The following is a 26,414-nucleotide window of genomic DNA, read 5'->3' on the forward strand; positions in this document are numbered from 1 at the left end:
CTGGTCTGGTAGTTCAGCTGGTTAGAATGCCGGCCTGTCACGCCGGAGGTCGCGGGTTCGAGTCCCGTCCAGACCGCATTATATAAAAAACAAAAAGACCGGGTCTGGTAGTTCAGCTGGTTAGAATGCCGGCCTGTCACGCCGGAGGTCGCGGGTTCGAGTCCCGTCCAGACCGCAAAAAAGGGAAGCTAATTATTTAGTTTCCCTTTTTTCGTGTAAAATAGTTTACACTTTGGCTTTAAGTCAGTTATCATTTAGTTAGCAAATCGCTGTAGCTAGTGTCTTTTATAACAGTGCTTGCTTTTTCGTAATCTAAACTGTTTATTTTTATACTTATATTCTCAATTGTACCTGTACCAGCAGAAGTATTTAAAAATGATGAGGCAGGGTTATCAGACTCTAATAGGGCATAAATCCCTTTATCTTCAAGTATCCTTTGTATTTCTTCAGCAATAAGCTTATCTCCAATTGTAAGTAATTCAATAATTTCAGTCTTCATATCAAATTAGTTTTATAAAAATGATAAGTTACTAATAATTATTAATCGAGTGTTCATCTGATTATTGACTATTAGAGCCTTTATAACAGAAAGGCCCTGCAATATCAGTCACAAGGCCTTATTCAGTTAAAACTGTATGGTATTTTAATTTGTTTTCTTAACGTATTGAGTTAGCAATACAATATGCTGCCCATTAACTCTTCCTTCAATTTGCTCTGCATTATCGTGCACAAGTCCGATTCCTCTTACTGCAGTACCTCTTTTTGCTGTAAATCCACCGCCTTTAACATTCAAATCTTTTATTAAAACTACGGTATCACCAGCTTGTAAACGAACACCATTACTATCAATATGCTTAATGGCAAACTCATCCTCTTCCCCATCACCATCAGCTTCTGCCCATGTTTTCATATCTTCTTCAAGATAAAGCATCTCTAATAAATCCTGAGGCCAGCCTTCTGCTTTTAAGCGATTTAACATACGCCAAGCCATCACTTGTACCGCCGGAACTTCACTCCACATACTGTCATTTAAACAGCGCCAATGATTAACATCAACCGTTTCTGGGTTGTTAATTTGAGAGGCACAAGTATTACATATATGAATGCTTGCATCAATACCATCCTTAGGAGAGGCTGGTACCGTATATATCGATAGACTTTCAGTTGATCCGCAAAGTTCACAACTTGAATTACTTCTTTTGATAATATCTTTTTCTATGCTCATTTTGATCTGAAAATTTTTGTATCGCAAATATAACTATTTACAAAGCAAGTATACTAAGTGTGTTTAAATTTTAGTTGATCAGGCTTACCTGTAATAAAAATAAAGGGAGCAACTTATTAAAATATGGTGCCGAATTATTTGTACGTAATATCCAATTTATCCCTTTCGACCAAGATTTTCGCTTATATACTATATTATAATAGATTAATGAGTTATGTTATTTCTAAAAATAGTATTTGTATAGGTAATGTTGTGGTGTGATAAGCTATAATATTTAGCTTATGAAACTTAAGTTGATGAAGTTTACTGAGTATTCCTTTGTTTCTATCCTAATTTTATAAGGAATTTAAAACATAAAAACTACTGTATGAAAAATTACACATTAATTATCTGCCTACTATTATCAGTTTCTATTGGTGCTCAAAATAATAACATGGAGACATTTATAGATAGCTTAATGAATAGAATGACCCTTGAAGAGAAACTAGGACAACTAAACCTTTCATCAGGAGTTGGTAATCTTCCTGTGATTTCAGAAGGTGAAGGAAAAATAGAATTCATAAAAAAAGGACTTATTGGTGCTTCCGGAGGATACAATAGTTTAAAGGCCTCAGTTGAAGAATCAAGAATGGGTATTCCGGTAATTACAGGAAGGGATATTATTCACGGTTATAAAACAACATTTCCAATTCCGTTAGCTATGTCGTGTATGTGGGATGTTGAAAGTATTGAAAAGATGGCACGTATCTCAGCAATTGAAGCAAGCTGCGATGGAATAAACTGGACATACTCTCCAATGGTTGACATTAGTAGAGACCCACGTTGGGGACGCGTTGCTGAAGGTGCAGGTGAAGATGTTTACTTAGGCAGTAAAATTGCAGAGGCTTATGTTAAAGGCTATCAGGGCAACGACCTTAGTGCAGAGAATACCATATTAGCCTGCGTTAAACACTTTGCCCTTTATGGTGCCTCGGAAGCTGGAAGAGATTATAATACCGTAGACATGAGTAAGATATCTATGTTTCAGGATTACTTACCAACATACAAAGCAGCTTTTGATGCCGGAGCTGCCACAGCCATGACTTCTTTTAATGTTATTGATATGGTTCCGGCAACGGGTAACAAATGGCTAATGACTGATTTACTTAGAGACCAATGGGGTTTTAATGGTTTTGTTGTAACCGATTTTACGGCCATTAATGAAATGATGCATCATGGCTTAGGCGATTTAGAAACGGTAGCTGTTAAAGCACTTAAAGCAGGTGTTGATATGGATATGGTTGGCCAGTCGTATATTGGTACGCTAAGTCAATCATTAAAGGAAGGCAAAGTAAGCGAAGATGAAATTGATTTGGCTTGCCAAAGAGTGTTAGAGGCAAAATACAAATTGGGCTTATTTAATAAACCTTTCCAATATCATGATAAGAAACGTGCAAAAAAAGTACTGCTATGCGATGAGCATCAAGATTACGCCCGAGAGTTATCTGCAAAATCATGCGTTCTATTAAAAAACAATAACAACATACTTCCGCTTAAAAATGAAGGTACCATTGCAGTAATTGGTCCCCTTGCAAATACTAAAATTGATATGTTAGGTACTTGGGCTGCCACAAGAGATACGGAACCCATCATTACAATATTAGAAGGAATCCAAAATGCAGCTAGTAAGCAAACCAAGGTGCTATATGCTGAAGGTTCTTTTTTCACAGAGCATCCTTACCTTTTAAATATAAACAGTAAAAGCAATGGAGAAATTACTATCGACCCTAAGGAATCTGAGGCTAAACTTAAGAAAGCTATTGAAACAGCTAATAGGTCTGATGTAATTGTTGCAGTACTTGGAGAACCTAGAAAATGGTCTGGCGAAGCTGCAAGTCGTTCTGATATTTCTATTCCCGCATGTCAAAAACGCCTTTTACAAGAACTATTGAACACCGGAAAACCTGTAGTATTAGTATTAAGTAATGGACGTCCCTTAACGCTAACTTGGGAAAATGATAATGTGGATGCGATACTTGAAACATGGCATGCTGGTGTACAAGCCGGAAATGGTATAGCCGATGTTCTTTTCGGAGCGTATAACCCCTCAGGAAAAATAACAATGACCTTTCCTCGTAATGTTGGGCAAATACCAATTTATTACAATCATAAAAAAACGGGTCGACCAATCGATCATAATCACAAATTTACATCTAAGTACTTAGATGTACCTAATGAACCTCTTTTTCCTTTTGGATATGGATTAAGCTACACCTCGTTTAACTACAGCGATATCACACTTAGCAAAAACACCTTAGAAGGTGATGATAAACTCATTGCATCTGTGGAGATAACAAACTCGGGTAAAGTAGATGGTGAAGAAATTGTTCAACTATATATCAACGATCCTAAGGCCTCTGTATCTAGATCCGTTAAGGAACTTAAAGGGTTCAATAAAGTTTCACTAGCTGCCGGAGAAACTAAAACAGTAAGCTTCACTATTACTCCTGAGGAACTAAAGTTTTTTAATTCAGAATTGGTTTATGATTGGGAACCTGGTGAATTTAATATCTATATCGGAACAAACTCAAGTGAAGTAAATTCAGCTAGCATAGTTTGGAACAAATAAAACCTTGATGATGAATAAAGTTCTTATATATAGCGTGTTTTTGATGGCCATTTTGCTCTGTTCTTGCAACAGAGCGAATACCCCACCAAAGAAACCAAATGTAATTATAATCCTTGCTGATGACCTAGGTTATGCTGGTTTGAGCAGTTTTGGCGGAGAAGGCATATCAACACCTCACCTAGATAAACTAGCTAATAATGGGGTTAAGTGTACTAACTTTTATGCAAATAGTACAGTATGCTCTCCCACACGCGTAGCACTTCTTTCTGGCAGATACCAGCAAAGAGTTGGCTTAGATCATATTTATTTTCATTGCGTTGATAGCATTGGATTCGATCCACGAACAAATCCATCTCTACCTCTTATCTTAAAAGAAAACGGTTACAAAACTGGCGTATTTGGTAAATGGCATTTAGGATCTGGAGAAGCATATCAACCCAAAGCGCATGGTTTCGATGATTTTGTGGGCTTTTTGGATGGCAACATCGATTTTATATCTAAACACAATACCGAAAGTGAAATTGATTGGTTTGTACATCATGAACCTAGTACAGAAGAAGGATATGTAACACACTTATTAAATGATGCCGTTGTTAATTTTATAGAGAAAGAAAAGGAACATCCATTCTTTATTTATTTGCCCGAAGCTGCGGTACACGTGCCAATGCAAGGACCTAATGATCCTCCTTTACGAACTGATGACTTTTATACTTACAAAGTGGATAACAAGTTCCCTAAGGATGAATATATGCGTCGTTATTCAGAGATGGTTTCGGCAATGGATGATGGTGTGGGTAGAATTATTGAGGCACTCGAAAAAAATAATCTGTTGGAAAATACACTAATTATTTTCACATCGGACAATGGCGGAGAACCTACTGGAGTAAAATATGGAAAGGTAAATGGTGATAACCGAGGTCATAAAGTTGATATGTATGAAGGAGGTTTAAAAGTACCTACTCTTTTTTATTGGAAAGGAAAACTTGAAGCTAAGATAAACGATCAAGTAATGTTAACCATGGATTTATTTCCTACAATAATGGATATCACCAAATCTTCATATACTTCAGAAAAAAGACCTGATGGGGTTAACCTTTCAGCTAGTTTATTTGATAATCAGGCTTTAGATCCTCGAGATGTATTTTGGATGCACCGCGAAAGATTGGTGTATCGTAATGGAGATATGAAACTAATTTGGCAAAATAAAGCCCAAGAATTATATGACCTAAAAAATGATCCGCTAGAATCTGTTAACTTAATAAACGAGCCTCAATATCAGGAATTAGTATATGACATGACACTAAGAGGTGAACAATGGCACAAAAATACCGCCGTTGGTTTCCCTGCCGGAAGAAAGCTGGGCATTAGAGTTAGCACAACTTGGCCTTGCACTAGAGATTTAGAATCTTTTAATGATAATAAAGCCTATTATTGGGAGAATGATAGAGCTATTATAAAATAAAGAAACATACACGTATTTAATCCCTGATTTGAACTATTTATACAGTTTGAATCAGGGATTTTTTTTGCTTTCGCTCTACTCGTAACTCAAGTGACCTCTTTTTGCTCACCATCTTCTTTTATTTGCAGTTTGTAATGGCTACACTAGCTTTGCTAATTAAAGCATCGATTACTTTACTCATAATATTTATTTTTGATTAGGACGATCTGTTTCAATAATGACCTGAAGCCATTCCTGAGTGACCTTGAATGATTTCTGAGTGACCTTGAATGATTTCTGTATGACCTGGAGCCATTCCTGAGTGACCTGAAATGATTCTGGCACGACCAAAAATCATTTCTGAGTGACTTGCAACGATTTCGAGGTGACCTAAAATCATTCGCCAGAGGCCTTGAGTTATTCGTATATGACCTTATGCCATTTACCAATGCCTTTGAATGATTTACTGATGACCTTGAACGAAAACTTTATGGCTTGATGGAGTTTCTTTATGCCGTGCTGCTCTCTTTAATAATACCCAAGGGTAAACTGAATTAAATAAGCTTCAAATATCTCAAACCAAACTGACAGTGATAAAAGCCTGATAGCCTTAGTAGTTTTCCTTTATAAGGCAACAGCTCTTGATAATGTAAAACAGAAAACCAATAAACGAGATATTAATAACATTATAAATAGCTAGTACTTAATAATTAACTCACTAAAGTTAATTGAGAAATACTAGCTATTAAATCGAAACCAAATTGGTAACATTATTTTTTAAGGAACTTACGCACCAACACTTGCTTATCTTGTGAAATACGTACAAAGTAATATCCAATATTTAGGTCTGATACATCAATTCCACTTTGAGCAGTCTGATAACTAACGTGCTTTATTACTTTACCCTTTACATCCACAATCTGTACATTCTTATATTCAATATTATCAATATATAAGCGATTGTTTGCAGGGTTTGGATATACAGATAAGTTGTTTGCATCTGCTACATCAATTCCAGTAGGCATTAGCTCTCTAGAATGAGGGTCGTTATTGAGAATAATATCATCAACGTATGTGGTATAGCTGCCCCAATCTGTTGAATGATCGGGTTGAATGAAAATTTTACCACAATCGTTATATTCTCCCATATCAAAAACCAAATCTTGCCATTCGCCAAGGCGATCAGCATCGTAAGGTGACATTGGGCCTTTTTTAACTTTATTGCCATTGTCTGCAGTAGAAAACTGGAAATACGTTGCACTCGCTCTGTCTTTTAGTATTTTCATATGTAAATAACGAGGTGCATCAAAAACACCAACCACTGCAGATGTTCCCACGTAACTATTCCTATTACTATCTTCTCGGATGACTCTTAGAACTTGGTCACTCGTATTGATTCCTTCCTTTTTAGGATTCTCAACAATATCAACTGTGGCACCTCCTAATACACCATATTTATATATGGTATTTTCAAAATCCTCAGCATAAATACTACCCTCTGGAGGATAAATGGTCCATTTATCGTCAACATCTACAAAGTTTGGTGCATGACCAACCAAATCATTTTCTTCAATTACCCTAACAAACTCATTATAGGTAGATGTAACATTCTGTGTTGTTTCCCATGTTTGATATACTGATAACATATAATCATCACTTTGAGTCATTACATTAACTAGGCTTGCCTTAAATTCTGTTATTTCATCAGCATATGCTGCATCATCAATCAAGTTATTTAAACAATCCGGATCTAATTCTACATCATAAAATTCTTCTGGAGTTCTGATTAGAATAAAATCACATCGTTCTTGCCAATAATTATCCGTTTGCCCAATATTTAGCATTGTTTCAAAAAAACTTGCCCCTAAAGAAGAACTATTGTAGGTTGTTCTGCCATCGTGCCAAGGATTAAATATATAGGCATATTTGCTAGAATGTACTTTTCTGAATCCATAAATATTTTTGCCAATAGTAGTATTATAGGTTGAGAATAATGTATCGCGACCAGACTGCGTTTGACCTGCTAGCAATGGCAATAGCGATTTACCATCAAGGCCAGTTGGTTCATCAATCCCACAAGCTTCTGTTATGGTAGGAAAAATATCTAAAACCGAAACCAGTTCCTCAACAGTTGAACCCGCAAGCACATTTGCATTGTTAGGCCAACGCATAATAAGAGGCGTTTTTGTGGCATGGTGATAAATATTTGACTTGATGGAAGGAGCTGCCATTCCATGATCAGATAAAAAGAAAACTAAAGTATTATCCGCAATACCTTGTTCATCTAATACTTTTAAAGCCTCACCCACTACATCATCTAATCTGCGCGATGTGCACAAGTACTCCGCCATTTCTTTACGAGTATTTTCATGCTCTGGTAACCATGATGGCATAATTACATCCTCAGGATAATATATTTTAGATGGATGTGATTTACTATCCCCTAAATCAGTACCAACACTATTAAGACTATAATAAGGACGGTGTGGGTCGTGGGAGTTAACAATTAGGTAAAATGGTTTACCAACAGTATTAAGTGCGGAATCTATTACTTCTGAAGTGCGCTGATAGAAGGTGTTGGTATTTCGTTCCATTTCTTCTGCTAAATGCCATGGTGTTACCCCTTCGTATGGAGTACTATGCGGCACTTTACCTAAAATACCTACAAAATACCCATTGGCATCAAATACATTCGGAATTGTTGGAATATCCTTAAAGCGGAGATCATGAAACCCCTCACCACCACTCCTATGCGGCAAGCGCCCCGTATTAATAGCATTACGCGAGGGCATACAAGCCGTAGAAGCCACATGAGCATTTATAAATCGCACACCTTCTAATGCTAGTTTATCAATATTAGGAGTTACATTTTCGCCTTGCTGTTCTCCGCCAAAAGTGGCCACTGTATTCCAGTTCATATCATCAGCTGTAATAACTAATATATTCGGTTGCTGACTCCATGCGAAGACAGATTGGAATAAAAGAAAATTTAATATGTATACTTTAAATTTCATAAATTTTGGTTTTAGTACAGTTGTAAAATTATATCACAGAATGGTTATTTTCTCAAACAGGTACTTACCAATCTATTTCACTGATTTATTATTTGTGATTACATCACCTATACACACTAAACACCCCTTTTACAAAAGCCTTATTTACAAGATAATACTAATTAATTAATGTTTATTATACTTGCCAACTTTAAGCATCTTTTTAAATATTTCAGTATTCTGATAAAAGCCACAAAACTCTTCCGAACCTGGTCCAAAAGCTAGTACAGGAACCATAACAGCTGTATGACCTTTGGTTGCAAAACCGGCTTTTATCTTCCCTTCTTTTTCATTACCACCAACTATTGCAAGTCCGCTAGTTTCATGATCGGCTGTTACTATAACCAAGGTTTCCTTATTTTTTGCGGCAAATGCCATGGCTTCACCAATGGCTTTGTCCATATCTAACACCTCATTTGTAATATATGAGATGTTATTCTGGTGTCCTCCCCAATCTATCTGACTTCCTTCTACCATCAAGAAAAAACCATCACTATTATTTGATAGGAGCTCAATAGCTTTCATTGTTGATTTCTCTAACATATCTGGAGCTCGCTCATCCCTTTTTCCATTGTGTTTTGGTGCAGTTAAAACAGCAAGCTTTCCTTCCTTAATATCAGCAGCTTCATCAATGGATTTAAGTACTGTATAATCCTTCTTGTTTAGTTCGTCTAATAAATTTCTTTCATCCTTACGCTTAACAAAGAAATCTTCTCCTCCGCCAATAAAAACATCTATATCCGTTTTTAAAAAGTCAGCTGCTATCTCTTCGTTCATGGATCTTTTAGGTTGATGTGCGATAAACGAAGCCGGAGTTGCATGCGTAATTGATGATGTAGAAACAAGTCCAGTTGATTTGCCATTCTTTTCGGCTATTTCAATCATATTAGAAACGGCTTTATTATTTTCATCTACTCCAATGGCACCATTATTAGTTTTAACTCCGCATGCTAAGGCTGTTCCTCCTGCTGCTGAATCGGTAATATAATTATTAGCACTTTGTGTAAAACTAAACCCAATTTCTTTCATTTGAGTCATATTAAGAGCTCCTCCATTTGCTGAGATTCCTGCATATAGTTGAGTTACCCCCATTCCATCACCTATAAACAGAATGATATTTTTGGGCTTACTTTTAAAGCTAACATTTTCGTAGGTAGCAACCTGATAGGTTTCCTTATTTTCAAAATAATTCTTGGTGTCATCTACTTTATAATTTTCTTGAGCTAGAAGGTTGTACTGACCGAGCAGAATTATTAGAGAAACTGCAATAGTATGTTTTAAATTCATCTTAAATCGGATATTTTAAGTTTATATTTTTTATAATAGTGTTAGAAGAGTGAAATATATGATTAGCAATTCCGTATATCACTTCACTCCGTGAGCTACTCTTTAAGAGTAAGTTACATTACTCTTCACTTTACACAAAAGCCCAACTCAATTACAATTCGCTAGGCAATTTGCGATTAAAGGGCACAGGACAAAGACCAGCATCTGGCATTTTAGAATCCATTGCATCAAACTCTTGTTGCAATTCCTTATATATTTCAGGATACATTTTAGCCAAATCGTGTCGTTCGTAGGGATCTAATTTTATATTAAAAAGTTTGGGCTTAATACTTTCCTTTGGCTCTATCTTATCGTTGGTCATATACAAAACTTTCTCCTGATCGTTCCATGTCAATTTCCAATCTCCTTTTCTATAGGCATAATCATCAACATATCGCCAATAAGCGTAATTATGTGGCATATGTGTATTTTCTCCGTTCAGAAAAGGTAATAAGTTAACTCCATCGTATCCTGTAGCAGGTTCTTCAATATCCAAAAAATCAGTAATGGTAGGCATGATATCGATTGAAATTACCGGCTCGTTATAACGTTTGCCTGCAGAAACCTGACCCGGCCATTTTACACAGAATGGAATACGAATACCTCCTTCGTAGGTATCACCCTTAAAACCACGAAGCCCCATAGTACTGCTCATAAAATGTTCTCCAGTATTAATTTTTGTTTTACCAGCCACATTGCCCGGAGAACCATTATCCGACAAGAAAAATATAGCGGTATTTTCATCAATCCCATATTTCTTTAAGGCTTCTGTAATATCACCCACGCCATCATCAACTGCTAGTGTCATGGCAGCTAATATTCGTCGGTATTTAAGGTCATAATCATAAAATTCATCAACACGATCAAGACACTCTTCTGTTGCCGACCAAGGATAATGTACCGCATTATATGCAAGGTAAAGAAAGAATGGTTCGTCATGATTTTCATCGATAAAACGAACCGCTTCTTCACTAAACTTATTGGTTAAATAATCGCCTTTTGTATACTTTAAAATTTCTCCATTGCTCCCATGAATTGGCCAATTGTCTTTTCGCGCATTGTAGCTTGTATCGGCCCAAAAGTAATCGTGACCTCCGGCTAGGAAACCATAAAAGAAATCATAATTACGATTCCAAGGTTTAAAGGTATCTTTTGCCAATCCGAAATGCCATTTGCCAACACACCCAGTTTTGTAACCCACTTCTTTTAATTTATCCTGAAGCATTGGCTGATCAAGGGGAAAACCTTTTTTTGATTTGGGACCAAAGTTTCCATTAATACCAAATTTTGCAGGATAACGACCCGATAATAAACCAGCCCTTGATGGACCACAAACAGAACAATTAACGTAGCCTTGCGTAAAATAGGTCCCTTCAGTAGCTAATTTATCTATGTTTGGAGTGAGCATATCTTTTGCGCCCATATAGCCTACATCACCATAGCCCATATCATCAACTAAAATAATAATAAAGTTAGTAGGTGATTTCTTACCTTTTGCTTGTAATCCTCCACAAATCATAATGAGAGTTAAAACAATACTTATTACATTTATTTTCATAAGATTAAAATTTATCATACCCTAAAATATATTAGTGCACAGTTATACTAAATGACGCAAAACCACTTTTACTAATATCAAAAGAGCTCACCCTTAATAATTTCCGCTTTACCGTTTATATAATTGACCACCAAAAAACAATAATTGGCATTCTCAATTTGCGTTAGAGTATCCTTGTTAATATTATTATTTACTATTGATTCGGTATTTCCATTACTATAGTGTACGGAGATATACTCAATGGTATTATAGTTAAGGTATTTACTTATATTCATTTTCGTAATGTTTACTCTAGATGCTTTAATTTATTTAACGAATCATTTAAATATTTTTGCGTTAATTCATCACTATCACCATACTGCTTTCTAAGTCTTTCTAACCTGATATGCAAATCTTTCTGTACTTCAGCATATGCCATATCATTGTATAGATTATTCAATTCATTGGGATCTTCCTGTAAATCGTACATTTCCCACTCGTTTACATCATGATAAAAATGAATTAGCTTATAACGCGCTGTAGTAATTCCATAATGACGCTTAACCATATGCCAACTAGGATATTCGTAGTAATGGTAATAATGATCTTGACGCCAGTCAGATGGTGTTTCTCCTTTTAGAACAGGTACAATGCTTCTACCTTGCATCTCTTCATCAGCTTTTGCTCCTGCCATATCTAAGAAAGTTTGGGCAAAATCAAGATTAGAAACTAAATCTTTATTTACGCTCCCTGGTTCTGTTACACCAGGCCATTTAACAATTAATGGGGTACGTAAAGATTCTTCGTACATAAAACGTTTATCAAACCAACCATGTTCTCCTAAATAAAAACCCTGATCAGATGAGTATACCACAATGGTATTTTCTTCTAATCCATTGGCTTTTAAATAATCTAAAACCTGACCTACTCCCTTATCCACACTAGCAATACATGCCAAATAATCTTGCATATAGCGTTGGTATTTAAATCTTATTAAGTCTTTTCCCTTTGGATTGTCTTTTATAAATTGGCTAATAATGGGGTCATACACCTTATCCCATGCCTTTTCTTGCTCTTGATTTAAACGGGCAGTAGTACCTAACTTTTCACCCTCAAACATTTTTAAATCTCTATCTAATCGCATGGTATGTTCAATAGACATATCTTGCTCTTTGGCAGCTCTTCCCCTGTTTTTATAATCATCAAATAATGTTTCTGGTTCAGGAAAAACTACATCTTTATATAATTCTAATTCTTGAGGTCCTGGTTCCCATTCTCTATGCGGTGCTTTATGCTGTAACATAAGCATAAATGGCTTCTCATCAGCTAATGCTCCATTCATGTATTCTATAGCTTTATTGGTAATCAGCTCAGTTACATAACCTGTTTCAGTGTGAACGCCATTTGGAGTATCAAACTTTGGATTATAATAAAATCCTTGTCCTGGTAGCACCTCCCAATAATCAAAACCTGTTGGCTTAGAGCCCAAATGCCATTTACCCACAATACCCGTTTTATAGCCTGCCTCTTGCAATAATTTAGGAAAAGTAACTTGATCACCATTAAAGCTAGTTCCGCCTTCATTGGATACAAACCCATTAAGGTGCCCATATTTACCACTTAAAATAGTTGCTCTAGATGGTCCGCAAATCGAATTGGTTACCAAGCAACGATTAAATAACATACCTCCGTCTGCTATACGATCTATATTAGGAGTGGGTGCATAATCCTTTAATATGCCACCATAGGCACTGATGGCTTGATAGGCATGATCATCGCTGAAAATGAATACAATATTTGGTTGTTTTTTACTGTTCTCTGGTTTTTTACCATGTGAGCATGAAGCTAAGAACAAGATTGCCATTAAACTTATTGATACTATTTTGCGCATTGTGTTTTATTTTATGGGTTGTTTAAAATTATATTTCTTAATATATCTGAGTTACTCCTAATCAATTACTTATTGTAATTCTGTTTATTGGAGCCTTCCACCATTTTGAATTAGGCAAACGACCATCCCAATTATCAAATATTGTTTGTAGTTCTATAGCTACTTGGGGAAACTCGCTTATTAAGTTTGATGTTTCGTAAGGATCTTCAGCTAAATTAAATAGCTCTCTTTTATCAATAGTAGTAGCGCCCCTATCATTATAACATAGCTTCCAATCCCCCTGACGTATTGCATAATCATTACCTCTTCGCCAATAAAGTATTTCGTGAGGTGCTTTTGTATTTTCTCTTTGCAGATGAGGCATTAAATTCACCCCGTCAAATTTTATATCAGTTTCTATTTTTAATTCACCTAGTAGTGTTGGCAAAATATCTAAGTTGCTAACAGGTTTGCTATAAACTGCCGGTTTTAATTGCTGCGGCCACTTTATAATAAATGGAACTCTTATACCTCCTTCGTAAGTATCACCTTTCCAACCTCGCAAACCACCTGTAGACGACATGTAATCATTAGGGTTATCCGTTTTCTCCTGTCCTTTAGGCGAACCATTATCACTTATAAAAATCACTATTGTGTTCTCTTCTTCTCCTCTAGTTTTAATTGTATTTACAACTTCACCTACACCATCATCAAGTGCTAACACCATTGCTGCAAATTTTCTTCTATTGGGCAATTGTATATGCGATACTCTTTGGATATATTCATCAGGCACTTCCCATGGATGATGCACTGCATTATACGACAGATATAAAAAGTAGGGCTGATTAATATCCGATTGGATATACTCAATTGCTTTTTTGGTAAAAACCTCTGTTAAATAACCGTCAAATAAAGTTGGTTCGTTATTATTGAATAAGGGCCATAAACCCTTTTTCTTACCCATTTCAAGTTTTGATTCGTAATAGGAATGTGATCCATTCAAGAAGCCATAAAAATAATCGAAACCTTTTGCATTGGGTCTCTTGGTCTCTGCCATACCTAAGTGCCACTTACCAACCATTCCCGTTCTATAACCATAGTTTTTAAGCAATTCGGGTGCTATGGTAATCTCTTCTGGTATACCTGAACCTTGTGAAATTTCTGAATCTGGCCAACCACTGGCACTACAATTTTCTCCTAATCCAAAACGCTGTTGGTAAATCCCTGATAAAAGGCCTGCTCGTGAAGGTGCGCATACTGAAGCAGATACATACCCTTGAGTAAATTGTATTCCATTAGACGCTAACTTATCGATATTTGGCGTTGAGATATCATCACAACCATTGTAGCCAACATCACCAAAGCCCATATCATCGGCATAAATTATAATAATATTAGGTTTATCTCCCTTTTCTTGGGCATATACCTTGTTTATTAGAGTACAATATAAAATGACAGATATTGCGAAATAAAATCGTTTTTTAGTCATAATAAATGGGTTTAATATTATGCTAACGAAACTATACAATCTAATATTGGTAACCTTAAATTATACTACATCATGAATTTCAAAATGAAAGTAAGATGGAGAGTACTTATGATATATTAACCATACAGGTGCTGATTTAGCACATATAAAACACTCATCTACAGCTGAATAAATTGCAATAATTATTATAATAGGATAATAAACTCTGTTAAGTTTTCATCATGATCTAAACCTAATTTCTTCCTTACTTTATACCTTTGAACCTCTACACTTCGGGAGGATACATTCATTAGGGGTGCAATTTCTTTTGTTGATAGGTTCATTTTTAAATAGGCACATAGCCTAAGATCTTTTGGTGTTAAATCAGGATACTTTTGTTTTACTCTCTTAAAAAAATCTTCGTGTGCCCTATCAAAGTGGCTACGAAAAACAGTCCAGTCATCTTCATCTTCAATACTTCTATCAATCATTCTAATGATCCGCTGCATATATTTCTCAGGATAACTAACCTTAAGGTTCTCTTGCTGTTTAATAATCTCCGTTCGTACTTCATTGAGCACCTCTTTTCGCTTGATGGTGGCAATGGTTCTGTTTGCTAACTCGGTACTCTGATGCTGTATTTCTTTTTCTAAAAGATCATTTTTTAAACGTACCATTTTTTCTTCTTGTTCCTTCTTTTCTTCAGAATGAATCTTATCCCATTTGTTTTTTTCTTTATCAATTAATCGGCTGCGCTTTTTCTTTATTACTTTCCTTATTAAGGATGATATTATAAAGAGAAATACTATACATATAATACATGAAAGAATGATAAAACCAGGTTTAATAAAATAGGGTTTACGAATAGTGAATTTGTAATTAACTGGCAGTAGTTTTTTTCCATATGCATCCTCACCTCTAACTTTAAAAGTATATGTCCCCCACTTTAGGTTTGAGAAGTATGCTCTATTTCTGCTATTCGCTTTTAGCCACCTTTTGTTATGTCCTTCTAACTTATACTCATAGTCAACAGGAGCACTCACGCTTGTCATTGACATAAATTCAAATACAATATTATTGTTAGCATATTCGAATCTATTTTCATCTCCGATAGGAAATACCGTTTTTAAGCCCTTTTTAGTTCGTAATAATACTGACTTTAAATGAATAGGAAATTGAGTAGTATTGTTATAAGCCTGTTTATTAAATATTGCGAAGCCATTTTCAAGACAAAAGATGTTTATTGAGTCATTTAAATCGATAATTTCAGGGTGCTTCTCATCTAAAGAGCTAAAAGGATTGGAGAATGTATATTCAAAAACTTTACGTAAAGTATCTGATTCTAATCTAAAGAGTGCTGCTTTGGGCGGTAATGTAAACCAATAATCAGTTGAACCTGATTTTATAATATTATTAGCCAATTTATATTCATTCAGATACCTCTCCATTTTGTTGTATCTAACTATAGAGTCTCTTAGCTCATCATAGGTAAATAAACCGAAGGGGCTTGTAAATACAATGCGTTCATCTATTTTACAAACCTTATTTCCAAAATTCTTTGGTAGGCCATTTCGCCTTCCATATCTTACTTTATTAAGTGGCGTATCTATATCATCTACACTGACTTTAAATATCTCTTTTCGTCGTGAGTGGGAAACCCATATATTATTTTGTCTATCGATTTCCATATTGCGCGAAGGTTCAAAAAATCCGCGCAATACTTTATTAAATTTATACTCTCCATCTACTTCTTTATAAGTAACTAATGATGTATAGGTATTTTCAAGTAAGTAATCTTCCCCATTAATTGTAATGGGTTTAATGTTACTTCCTCCACCCGTATTGGTAACTTTTATAGCATCCTTTCCTTTAATTTCAAAGGTTCCTCTATTATGTGTGCAAAATAATTGATCGTTTATTTTTTTTAATCGCCAAGCTTGTCCTTTTAACTGATCAATAGGTTTAAAATCTTCAAGCTTCAGCGTATTAATATTTTTACTACTTAGTGAGTGATAATATACACCCTGATTTGTAGCAACGTAAAAATCATTATTGAAAACTGCTACAGATTGTACAATTCCAAAATGTTGCTTCCTACTAGTAATGAATTGTATGGGCTTATTAAAGCTCACACATGAAATACCTCTATTTAAGGCCAACCATAAGCGCCCATATTCGTCACATTTGGTATCCAATATTGAATTACTTTCTAGGCCTTCAGCTATCTCAATCCGATTAATTATATCTCCGTTTTTATTAATAACGAATACACCTTTATCGAGGGTTCCGATGTAATAATTTTCACCATCAAAACTTCCTGAGTTAATATTTGCTTCTAATATTTCAGCTTGGGCATTACATTTCCATTCTTTAAAACCCTTTTCAGGACTCCAGATATACAAACCTTTTTTTGCTGATCCTATTAGGTATGCATCATCACCAAAGGGCAGAAATACGCGAACAAATGATTGGTGTAACACCTCACTTCCCGGGATTTCCGTAAACTTATTATTAGTATAACTTACTAAATTCCCCTTCGTTTGTTGTGCTATAATTTGATTTTTTGCCTTTAGCAAAAAGATGATCCCATAACCAATTTCCTGCACCTCTACGGTTTGTTTGTTGTAACGATACAGAGTATTAAACGCTTGAAAGATTATTTCATCATCCCCATTGGCAACAATCTTCCAAATCATATCATTCCGAAGTTGTTTTTGCGTTAGATCTTCTGATAAAGAGGTATAAAAAAACTTACCATTCACTCCACGTTCCCAATAACCAAATTCCTCAAAAGAACCAACATAAACCCGTGATCCATCAACAAAAACAGAGCGTATGGTTTTGTTACCCATCACCTTGAGTATTTCCCAAGAAAGTCCATCAAAAACCAGTAAACCTGCTTCATTACCAATATAAGCAGTTCCTTTATTATCAAAATCAATGGCCCAATTTTTACTAAAACCCTCGTAAGTATCTTTTTGAATATTTATTATATCAATATTACTAGCGCTGCACAATGTGCTATATGTAAGTACAATTAATAGCAATATTCTCTTTAAGGTATTCATATAGTTTAGCATTTAGAACAAGAGTTTTAAAAGGATATCATAAAATCGGCCAGGTTTATATCAGCGGGGAAATCCATCTTTTTTCTCATTCTATAGCGATGAACCTCAACACTACGTTCTGATATGCCTAACAATGGGGCTATTTCTTTACTTGAAAGATTCATTTTTAAATAAGCGCACAATCTTACATCGCGCGAAGTAAGATTGGGAAATTCCTTTTTTAAACGAGCCACAAACATCCCATTGGCTTTATCAAAATGATCTTCAAAAACTTTCCAATCGTCTTCGGTATGGATGTTGGATTGAATCAAATCAACAATTTTACTATAATATTTATCAGGATACCTTGCCCCTAGTTTCTCTTTTTGAGCTTTTAACTCACTCATTATAGTATTCAGAACTTCTTTATTACGAATATTATTTAATGCTTCTGTTGCAATATGATTATTTTGACTACTAATCACTTGTTGCATATCTCTTTTTTCTTCTTCAAACACCTCTGTTTGCGCACCATTCTGTAGTATGGCTATCTCCTTTTTATATTCTTTAGAATGAATTACTGATTGGATATTTTTAGAAAACCTTATTGCTACAAAAATGATTAGTATAATGCTTAAAACAAATACCAAGCCTATAAATTGAGCACTTAACCAAAATGGCTTAAGTACATTTATAGTTAACAGGTATGGTTGAATAGAGTTACCCCAAGAGTCCTTCGCAAGTATCTTTATCTGATACTTACCTGATTTTAGTTTGGGTATAAGAATTTGTTGCACAGTTTGCGAAATAAATAAACTATCCTGTTTTCCTTTAATGACACAATTTGTAGTTAATTTCTTACCCGGCGAGGATAATGATGCTACATCCAAAGTAAGATTCTCATATTTGTAAGGAAAATTGATTTCTGAATTTGCCTCAACTATATTAAGAAATTCTTTATCTCTTAAATTATACTTTAGTTTAACTTTTAAGGGGTAAACATTGTTATTATCAGAAACTTCACCTAAATTTTTATCATTCACTATGCCTAAACCATTTTCGAGACATATTACTGTTCCTAGATTAGGAAGATTCACTATGTTCTCATAATTTTCAACCAAACTTACAAAAGGTTCGTTAAAACTATAATTTACTAATGTTTTAGATTCTTTTGATTTAAACTGAATTAATGCAATTTCTCTTTCTTTAAGTAACCAAAAAATATCTTTTCTGTATTGAAATATCTTTTTTGAGTTTTGAAATCTTTTTAAATATCCGTTCAGCTTATTATAACTTACAATTGAATCATTTAACTCATCGTAAGTATAGGTACCTTTAGTACTGGTTATTATAACCCTCTTTTTATAATCAAATAACTGAATCTTCGATTCATTGGGTAATCCATTCTTATCATCATACATATTGTAGCGATAAGGTACCTTCATATTGTTTTGTAAACGTAAACGAAATAATTCTTGCTGATTATTATTTAATACCCAAATTTGGTTTTTATAATCAATAGTAACCTTCATTGTTGGATCATCAAATCCTTCTATTACAGATTTATATTGCCATCCTTTTATTGGAGAATCTTCAAATACTACTAATTGCTTATAAGAAGTTTGAACTAAGAATAATTTACCATCAACCATTAGTTCATGAAAGCTCCTACCGCCTGCAATAGTGGATATTTTGGTAATCTGATCCTCTTTATTTATGAGAAAGGTTCCGTTATTATGGCCGCATAGTAATTGATTATTAGCAAGCTTTAATGACCATGCTAAACCTTTTAATGTAGTAATCGGTTTAAAATCATCGAATGAACTTAATACATCTCCTTTAAAATGAGGTTTAACAAAAACGCCCTTATTAGTGGCCAAATAAAGTTTGTTATTGAAATAAGCCACATCATGAATGGCACCTATTTTTCTTTTATGATCAATAATAAAGCTAATTGGAGTATTCAATTCAAGATACCCTAAGCCAACACTCATTGTAAACCACAAGCGATTATTCTTATCAAAACTTAATGATTGAATTGTATTATCCTGAAGGTAGTTTTCACTATTAATATTATACTGAATTTGTCCTTGTTCATTCAATATATAAATTCCAGAATGTACGGTTCCAATGTAATAATAACCATTGTGATATACGGCGCAATTAATCCCTGCCTTTTTTAAGATCTCGTTTGCTTCGCAGTTCCATCTTTCTACCTTATCATTATCAGTAAGGTATAAACCATTTTTTAGGCTTGTTATAAGTGCTGATTTTCCTTTAAAAGGTAGCATTGAAGTGATTCGAACATCGGAAAGTAATGGAGATGAAACATAGTTGATTAAGCCATAGTTGGTTAGTTCAAGTATTTTACCGCCATAAGAACTAGAAAATAGTTTGCTTGAAAACTCTACTAATAAATGCGGTGCAGTTTCATGTTGTATTTCTGAAATTTGAGTACCATCAAACTTTAGTAATAAATTAAATCCTTGAAAAATAATATGCCCATTAGACATTTCAAATATTCGCCAAATTTCTTTATTCCCAAGTATTCCGTTTGGTACTTTATTATTTAAAGAGTGGTATACGAGCGAATCTGCAACTGATCTGCTCCAATAACCAATCCCTTCTGAGGATCCAGTAAATACCTTATCGGAACTAGATACAAATACAGAGCGGACCTTTGAATAACGTGGTAAAGTATAGGTTTTCCAATTATAACCATCGAAGCACAATAGTCCACTATTATTACCAATATAAAGGTAACCATCTTTACTATGTGCGATTGACCAATTACGGTTACTAGCCTGATAATTATGCTTATAAAATGTTTTAACTTGAGGTACTACGAAAGAATTTAGAGCATGAAGAGAGTTAGTAATTGTAAAACAAATAACTGTACTCAACAACCAAAACCTTACTCTCTCCATAGCGCTAATTTTCAATTATGACCTTAAAAATAACATTTTAACAATAAGCTATTGTTGAAATTATTCTTTTTATTAGTCAGAGAATCGAATATCATCAATAAATATTTTATGCTCAGTAACTTTCGATTGGTCTGAATTAAAATTTAGTATAATGGAATTTACTGCTTTTTTATACTTACTATAATCTATAGAAATCTCCTGCCATTTATTTTCCTTAGACCTTTCGATATTAATAATCTGATCTTCTTTTGTTTTGTTGTTTTTTAGAGTTGCTGTTAAACTATATTCAGAATCGACCAAAACTTTAAACTTGAGGAATCTTCTTTTTAGTAGGAACTGAGGCACTTTCATACTCATTCCTAAACTATTAGCATTAGTGTTATTAATCTCTAAAACCGTGTTGCTTTGGTTAATATTCTGTTTTTTAGGGTTATTTACAATATCGATTAGTGTATTCTTTCCCACTTTAAATACCTGCTCAACATGTATATTCTCAAAGGTTTCCTCTGGGTGTTTAACATTTTTACCTACTCTAGGATTCCATCCCCACATTGGTTCGCCAACTTCATTGCTCCATCTGTCGTATTCCTTTTGCAACATTGCAGCAATTTCTGGTAGTTCGTTATACAAATCCTTTGTTTCAGAAATATCTTTAGATATATGGTAAAGTTCGGGCCTTTTCTTATCATCGTTACAAACCAACTTATAATTGGCATTTCTAATGGACCAACGTTGATTTATTCTCCAATAAATATACTCATGTACATCCTTCTCTTTTTTGCTTTTCAAGAAAGGTGTTAAATCTTTTCCATCTATATGAGAATTGGTCTCTATACTAGCCACAGACAACACCGTAGGTAATATATCTATTGTACTTATCGGCTTACTAAATGTCTTATTATTAGGCAAATCATTAGGCATCACCACAAAGAATGGTAAACGAATACCACCCTCGTAGAGTGTTCCTTTTTCGCCTTTATAGGGCATATTATACGAATAATTACCCTTTATCTTTCCTCCATTATCGCTCACAAAAAAGATAAGCGTATTTTCGCTAATATTATTCTTTTCCAAAGCTTCAACAACACGACCGACATTGGCATCCATAGCGTATTGCATGGCACAGAGTGTGCGCCTTTTACTTTGTGGCATATTTTTAAACGGCTCTTGGTATACAGCTGGTGGCTCTTGTAATGGACCATGAACAGCATTAAAAGCCAAGTACATAAAAAAGGGTTCATCCTTTTTACTATTGATATACTCTACAGCCTCCCTCCCAAATGCATCTGTTATATACTCGTTCTCCACAAGTACAGGTTTTTCATTTTTGAAAAGCGTTCGTCCCTCATTATTATTCGGATAATAGCTGGCTGCGCCACCTAAAAAGCCATAAAAATAATCGAAACCTCTTCGGGTAGGGAAATAATCGTCAGACTCATGACCTACATGCCATTTTCCAATACAAGCTGTAGCATAACCTTCAGGTTTTAAATACTCTGGAATAATTGGTATATCTAAAGGAATACCTGCTAATACTCCTGGTTCTGACCTAAAGGGGCCTGGATTATCGTCAAACCCAAATCGCTGCTGATTACACCCTGTTAATATACCAGCCCGTGAAGGCCCACATACAGGTGCTGTTACATATCCTGCCGAAAACTTCACCCCTTTACTTGCTAACAAATCAATGTTTGGAGTTGGTATTTTGCTATCCTGATTATGATAGCCAACATCAGCATTACCCAAATCATCAGCCACGATAACAATAACATTAGGTTTGTTTTGTGCTACCGTGGCAGCACAAAACAATAAAGCAATACTTATACTAAGTAAATATTTCATCTATTTAAATTTATTATTCATCATATTAATACATTCAAGGGTATTTATGAATACTTCGTATTTCATCTTACTGAATGTCAATTGGGATAATTAAATTTGCATGCTCGTTTCATTTAAGACTCATTAAATTACTTCTTTATACTCCCTTTGTAATTCGCTCAACTTCACCTTAAGGTTTTTCGTGATCTCCTCGTAACCTGGTTTACCATATAAGTTCTTCATTTCGCTAGGATCCGTTTGTAAATCAAATAGCTCCCACCGATCCATGTTATGATAAAAATGGATAAGCTTATAACGCTCTGTTCTAACACCATAATGACGGCGAGCTGCATGAAAACCAGGGAACTCATAAAAATGATAGTAAAGGGCATCTCTCCAGTTTTCTATAGGCTCTTGCTGAAGTAGCGGTTTTAAAGATACTCCCTGCATATCATTCGGTATTTTTACTCCACAATAGTCAAGAATTGTTTCAGCAAAATCTAAGTTCTGCACCATATTATCAATCTTAATACCTTTCTCAACTGATTTTGGATATTGAATAAGAAGTGGTGTTCTAAAAGACTCCTCATACATAAAACGTTTATCGAAAAAGCCATGCTCACCTAAATAAAAACCTTGATCAGATGTATAAATAACAATAGTATTTTCATCGAGTCCTGTTTCCTCTAGATAATCTAAAATGCGACCTACATTTTCATCAACGGCAGAAATTGTAGCCATATAATCCTGCAAATAGCGTTGATATTTCCATAACGCTAATTCCTTGTCGTTTAAGTCCATTTTATGAAAAGCTTCATTTATTGGTCTGTATGCATCCCAAAATCGCTCCTTTTGTTCCGATGTAGCTCTGTTAAATAAATGAGGCCATGGGTCGTATCTAAAACTATCGATACCTGCTGCAACAGTCATTTTTAAATCATGACCTTCATACATATCGCGATAAACATTCATTTTTTGTTTCCCTGCAGCAAAACGTCCTTTGTAATCGTCGAAATACGTATCAGGCACAGGAAATGTAACAGAATCGAACTGATTATAATGACGCTCTGCAGGCCACCAATTACGGTGTGGCGCCTTATTTTGAACCATTAGCATAAATGGTTTATCTGAATTACGTTGCTCCTTAAGCCAATCTAAAGATTTATCAGTAATTATATCTGTGGCATAACCCATATTCATAACAGTATCGTTACCTGTAATAAAATCTGGATTATAGTATTCGCCCTGATCGTTTAGGATGGTCCAATAATCAAACCCTTGGGTTGGTTTACCTTTTAAGTGCCATTTACCCACAAGGGCCGTTTGGTAACCTGCCATCTGCAAGTATTTAGGAAATGTAGGTTGATTCTGATCAAACTTATCTCTATTGCGCGTAAATCCATTTAAATGGCTGAACTTACCCGTTAATATTGTGGCTCTGCTGGGGCCGCATAAAGAATTGGTACAATAGGCCTTTGAAAAAATGGCCCCATTTTGTGCAATTCGGTCGATATTTGGCGTTGGAGCCACTTTTGAAATACCGTGTCCATAGGCACTAATAGCTTGTATGGCATGGTCATCAGAAGTGATTAAAATAACGTTAGGTCGTTTTTGCTGCTTGGCCTTAATTTTTGTTTTAGCAGCACATGAACCTAATCCTAAGTGCAAAAATGTGAATAGTGCTGCCCCTACTGTATATCTTATTATCTTTCTCATTATAATCGTTTTATTTGCTTACCCCAGTTAACTCAAATTCAATACTATTTTGTGTTGCAGAACTTCCTCCTATGAATAGAGTAAAGTTTCCTTCTTCTGCTCCGTAGGACATATCTTTACGGAAGAACTTAAGCATCTCTTCGTCAATTGTAAATGTTAGTGTTTTGGTTTCTCCTTTTTTCAGGTGAATCTTATCAAAAGCCTTTAACTCTTTTACTGGACGAGTTACTGAGGCTACCTGATCATGAATATATAATTGCACAACTTCATCTGCATCAAAATCACCAGTATTAGTGAGTTTTACAGAAGCTATAATGTTTTTGCCCTTCTCAAAAATGTTTTTACTAAGTGATATTTCTGAATAGCTAAGAGTTGAGTAGCTCAATCCGTAACCAAATTCGTAAAGTGGTGTATTGGCAACATCTAAATACCTTGATTTATAAGTATCCTTTGGTTTATTTGGGTTAAATGGTCTACCTGTATTCTTATAATTATAAAAAATTGGAATTTGTCCCACGTTACGAGGCATCGTCATGGTTAATTTACCAGATGGGATTTTATGCCCAAATAATAAATCGGCAACAGCCCTTCCTCCTTCAGTGCCAGGATACCAAACATTCATTAGTGCATCAACCAGATTACTCTCATTTTCAATTGTCATTGATCGGCCTGTCATAAAAACAAGAACCACAGGCTTGTTCAATTTGCTGATTTCTAGAATAAGCTCTTTCTGAACTCCTGGGAAATCAAGATTTGTACGACACGCTGCCTCTCCTGACATATTCCATTTTTCGCCCATAACCATCACGATTTTGTCTGATTTTGAAGCAATATCAATAGCTTTGGCAAAACCTTCCTTACTTGGTTTACTCACTCCACATCCTAATGCAAATTTCACATTACCCTTGCTTGAATTTGCGATTATAGCATCCAAAATAGTTTGCTCAACTGATTGTGGTTTTCCGGCTGCTTTCCACGAGCCTAATAAATCTCTTTTAGAATTTGCTAAGGGCCCAATAACAGCAATCTTTTCCTCTTTACTTAGGGGCAATACTTTATTTTCATTCTTGAGTAATACACAAGATGCCACTGCCATTTCGTAAGCAGTGTTTCTATTTTCGGTACTTAATACTTCCTTACTTTCTAATTCCTCATTGCAGTATTTATAAGGATCGTCCATAATGCCTAACTCAAATTTTAAACGCAGGATATTACGTACAGCATTATCCAACTCGCTTAAATCAACATCTTTATTTTCTACCGCTTTCTTTAAATGGTCCATATATATACCACCTTCCATATCCATATCAACACCTGCCTTCATCGCCAAAATACCTGCATGGTATTCATCTTCTGCAACACCATGAGGAATTAGTTCGTTAATAGCTGTATAATCAGTAACAACCATACCATTAAAACCCCACTCATTTCGTAAAATATCTTTTAACAGAAAAGAGTTTGCTGTTGCTGGTACGCCATCTAAATCGTTAAATGAAGTCATTACTGTTTTTGCTCCTGCATCAACTGCTGCTTTATACGGAGGTAAGTAGGTCTCACGTAAAACTCGCTCCGACATATCAACACTATGGTAATCGCGCCCAGCTTGAGCAGCTCCATATGCAGCCATATGCTTAACACAAGCTGCTACAGTATTTTGATTGGCAATATTATCGCCTTGAAAACCTTTAACACGCGCAGCACCTATTTGTGATCCTAAATAAGTATCCTCACCAGCACCTTCCGATACACGGCCCCACCTTGGGTCTCGTCCTATATCACACATAGGGGCGAATGTCCAGTGTATACCACAAGCAGAGGCCTCACGAGCCGCCATTTGTGCACTCTTTTCAATTAAATCTAAATCCCAACTTGCAGATTCTCCCAATGAAATTGGACTTAAGGTTTGATGCCCATGAATTACATCGTATCCGAAAAGTAGCGGTATCCCCAAACGCGTTTCATTTACTGCCAACTCTTGCAATTTACGTGTATAGGCTGCAGTGTGCGCATTAAAAACATTACCGCACTTACCCGTTCTTATTGCTTCTTCTTCTCCATCTCTCAAAATAGGACCAGTAACATCCCAGCGGCTAGTAAATAAAACCGTTTGCCCTATTTTTTCATCTATAGTCATTAAACTTAATAGGCTATCAACTCTTTCATCAATGGACTTATGATTCTTATTTTTTGCCAAAGCGGATAGTTCTGTTCCACAAATTAGAGCAATGGCCAATACTATTTGTATTGATATTTTATTCATACCTTATCTCTTTTAATATTGGTTAGTAACGATTGGTATATGTACGTTAGTAATCGATCAAATAGACTACGCTGGCAATCATATACAAACACTGTTTATATTTAATTCATTGTTT

The 26,414-nt window shown here is 35.1% G+C and carries 16 protein-coding genes and 2 tRNA genes; 4 read left to right on the forward strand and 14 right to left on the reverse strand.

Features of this window, described 5'->3' with window-relative positions; all coding sequences use genetic code 11:
• The first annotated feature begins 2 nt into the window (after positions 1–2).
• Both QMO11_RS16430 and QMO11_RS16435 read left to right on the forward strand, forming a co-directional pair.
• Positions 3–76, forward strand: a tRNA-Asp gene (locus tag QMO11_RS16430).
• 25 nt (positions 77–101) lie between these two features.
• Positions 102–175: transfer RNA gene (locus QMO11_RS16435), tRNA-Asp, on the forward strand.
• 75 nt (positions 176–250) lie between these two features.
• Here QMO11_RS16435 and QMO11_RS16440 read toward each other — a convergent pair.
• Both QMO11_RS16440 and QMO11_RS16445 read right to left on the reverse strand, forming a co-directional pair.
• Positions 251–499, reverse strand: a complete 249-nt coding sequence (locus QMO11_RS16440) for a DUF2007 domain-containing protein (RefSeq protein WP_282038436.1) — start codon at positions 497–499, stop codon at positions 251–253.
• A 144-nt stretch (positions 500–643) separates the two neighbouring features.
• On the reverse strand, positions 644–1,225 hold the full coding sequence (locus tag QMO11_RS16445) for a PhnA domain-containing protein (protein WP_282038438.1): 582 nt from the start codon (positions 1,223–1,225) through the stop codon (positions 644–646).
• Between the two features lie 367 nt (positions 1,226–1,592).
• Here QMO11_RS16445 and bglX (QMO11_RS16450) point away from each other — a divergent pair, with 367 nt between their 5' ends.
• The gene (gene bglX / locus QMO11_RS16450) at positions 1,593–3,833 is read left to right on the forward strand and encodes a beta-glucosidase BglX (RefSeq protein WP_282038440.1); all 2,241 of its coding nucleotides are present in this window, start codon (positions 1,593–1,595) and stop codon (positions 3,831–3,833) included.
• A 10-nt stretch (positions 3,834–3,843) separates the two neighbouring features.
• Entirely contained in the window at positions 3,844–5,295 is a 1,452-nt protein-coding gene (locus QMO11_RS16455; protein ID WP_282038442.1) for a sulfatase-like hydrolase/transferase, read from the forward strand.
• A gap of 211 nt (positions 5,296–5,506) precedes the next feature.
• Here the strand turns inward: QMO11_RS16455 and QMO11_RS16460 are convergent, their stop codons facing one another.
• From QMO11_RS16460 to bglX (QMO11_RS16515), 12 genes are all read right to left on the reverse strand, one after another.
• Positions 5,507–5,632, reverse strand: a complete 126-nt coding sequence (locus QMO11_RS16460; RefSeq protein ID WP_282038444.1) for a hypothetical protein — start codon at positions 5,630–5,632, stop codon at positions 5,507–5,509.
• A 412-nt stretch (positions 5,633–6,044) separates the two neighbouring features.
• Complete coding sequence (locus QMO11_RS16465; protein ID WP_282038445.1) at positions 6,045–8,288, reverse strand: sulfatase-like hydrolase/transferase; 2,244 nt, start codon at positions 8,286–8,288, stop codon at positions 6,045–6,047.
• Between the two features lie 165 nt (positions 8,289–8,453).
• Positions 8,454–9,614, reverse strand: coding sequence for an alkaline phosphatase (locus QMO11_RS16470; RefSeq protein ID WP_282038447.1), 1,161 nt, complete (start codon positions 9,612–9,614; stop codon positions 8,454–8,456).
• Positions 9,615–9,765: 151 nt separating this feature from the next.
• Positions 9,766–11,211, reverse strand: a complete 1,446-nt coding sequence (locus QMO11_RS16475; RefSeq protein WP_282038449.1) for a sulfatase family protein — start codon at positions 11,209–11,211, stop codon at positions 9,766–9,768.
• A gap of 77 nt (positions 11,212–11,288) precedes the next feature.
• Positions 11,289–11,486 (reverse strand): hypothetical protein, encoded by a 198-nt coding sequence (locus tag QMO11_RS16480; protein ID WP_282038451.1) that lies wholly within the window; start codon positions 11,484–11,486, stop codon positions 11,289–11,291.
• A gap of 11 nt (positions 11,487–11,497) precedes the next feature.
• Positions 11,498–13,081: a sulfatase family protein gene (locus tag QMO11_RS16485; RefSeq protein ID WP_282038452.1), complete on the reverse strand. Its 1,584-nt coding sequence runs from the start codon at positions 13,079–13,081 to the stop codon at positions 11,498–11,500.
• A 61-nt stretch (positions 13,082–13,142) separates the two neighbouring features.
• Positions 13,143–14,549, reverse strand: a complete 1,407-nt coding sequence (locus tag QMO11_RS16490) for a sulfatase family protein (RefSeq protein WP_282038454.1) — start codon at positions 14,547–14,549, stop codon at positions 13,143–13,145.
• Between the two features lie 185 nt (positions 14,550–14,734).
• On the reverse strand, positions 14,735–17,596 hold the full coding sequence (locus tag QMO11_RS16495) for a triple tyrosine motif-containing protein (RefSeq protein WP_282038456.1): 2,862 nt from the start codon (positions 17,594–17,596) through the stop codon (positions 14,735–14,737).
• A gap of 26 nt (positions 17,597–17,622) precedes the next feature.
• Positions 17,623–20,502, reverse strand: coding sequence for a helix-turn-helix and ligand-binding sensor domain-containing protein (locus QMO11_RS16500; RefSeq protein ID WP_282038458.1), 2,880 nt, complete (start codon positions 20,500–20,502; stop codon positions 17,623–17,625).
• A gap of 72 nt (positions 20,503–20,574) precedes the next feature.
• Positions 20,575–22,344 carry a sulfatase-like hydrolase/transferase gene (locus QMO11_RS16505; RefSeq protein WP_282038459.1) on the reverse strand — a complete coding sequence of 590 codons (1,770 nt, stop codon included), beginning with the start codon at positions 22,342–22,344 and terminating at the stop codon, positions 20,575–20,577.
• Between the two features lie 123 nt (positions 22,345–22,467).
• Positions 22,468–24,039 (reverse strand): sulfatase family protein, encoded by a 1,572-nt coding sequence (locus tag QMO11_RS16510; RefSeq protein ID WP_282038460.1) that lies wholly within the window; start codon positions 24,037–24,039, stop codon positions 22,468–22,470.
• A 10-nt stretch (positions 24,040–24,049) separates the two neighbouring features.
• Positions 24,050–26,299, reverse strand: a complete 2,250-nt coding sequence (gene bglX, locus QMO11_RS16515) for a beta-glucosidase BglX (protein WP_282038461.1) — start codon at positions 26,297–26,299, stop codon at positions 24,050–24,052.
• Between the last annotated feature and the right edge of the window lie 115 nt (positions 26,300–26,414).

The sequence above is a fragment of the Saccharicrinis aurantiacus genome (assembly GCF_947489045.1).
GTDB lineage: Bacteria > Bacteroidota > Bacteroidia > Bacteroidales > Marinilabiliaceae > Saccharicrinis > Saccharicrinis aurantiacus.

Excerpts from the sequence above, each read along its gene's own strand:
- QMO11_RS16500 (WP_282038458.1), bottom strand. The coding sequence starts at position 20,502 with ATGGAGAGAGTAAGGTTTTGGTTGTTGAGTACAGTTATTTGTTTTACA.
- QMO11_RS16510 (WP_282038460.1), bottom strand. The coding sequence starts at position 24,039 with ATGAGAAAGATAATAAGATATACAGTAGGGGCAGCACTATTCACATTT.
- bglX (WP_282038440.1), top strand. The coding sequence starts at position 1,593 with ATGAAAAATTACACATTAATTATCTGCCTACTATTATCAGTTTCTATT.
- QMO11_RS16440 (WP_282038436.1), bottom strand. The coding sequence starts at position 499 with ATGAAGACTGAAATTATTGAATTACTTACAATTGGAGATAAGCTTATT.
- QMO11_RS16460 (WP_282038444.1), bottom strand. The coding sequence starts at position 5,632 with ATGATTTTTGGTCGTGCCAGAATCATTTCAGGTCACTCAGGAATGGCT.
- QMO11_RS16495 (WP_282038456.1), bottom strand. The coding sequence starts at position 17,596 with ATGAATACCTTAAAGAGAATATTGCTATTAATTGTACTTACATATAGC.
- QMO11_RS16455 (WP_282038442.1), top strand. The coding sequence starts at position 3,844 with ATGAATAAAGTTCTTATATATAGCGTGTTTTTGATGGCCATTTTGCTC.
- QMO11_RS16475 (WP_282038449.1), bottom strand. The coding sequence starts at position 11,211 with ATGAAAATAAATGTAATAAGTATTGTTTTAACTCTCATTATGATTTGT.
- QMO11_RS16470 (WP_282038447.1), bottom strand. The coding sequence starts at position 9,614 with ATGAATTTAAAACATACTATTGCAGTTTCTCTAATAATTCTGCTCGGT.
- QMO11_RS16480 (WP_282038451.1), bottom strand. The coding sequence starts at position 11,486 with ATGAATATAAGTAAATACCTTAACTATAATACCATTGAGTATATCTCC.
- QMO11_RS16505 (WP_282038459.1), bottom strand. The coding sequence starts at position 22,344 with ATGAAATATTTACTTAGTATAAGTATTGCTTTATTGTTTTGTGCTGCC.
- QMO11_RS16445 (WP_282038438.1), bottom strand. The coding sequence starts at position 1,225 with ATGAGCATAGAAAAAGATATTATCAAAAGAAGTAATTCAAGTTGTGAA.
- QMO11_RS16490 (WP_282038454.1), bottom strand. The coding sequence starts at position 14,549 with ATGACTAAAAAACGATTTTATTTCGCAATATCTGTCATTTTATATTGT.
- QMO11_RS16465 (WP_282038445.1), bottom strand. The coding sequence starts at position 8,288 with ATGAAATTTAAAGTATACATATTAAATTTTCTTTTATTCCAATCTGTC.
- QMO11_RS16485 (WP_282038452.1), bottom strand. The coding sequence starts at position 13,081 with ATGCGCAAAATAGTATCAATAAGTTTAATGGCAATCTTGTTCTTAGCT.
- bglX (WP_282038461.1), bottom strand. The coding sequence starts at position 26,299 with ATGAATAAAATATCAATACAAATAGTATTGGCCATTGCTCTAATTTGT.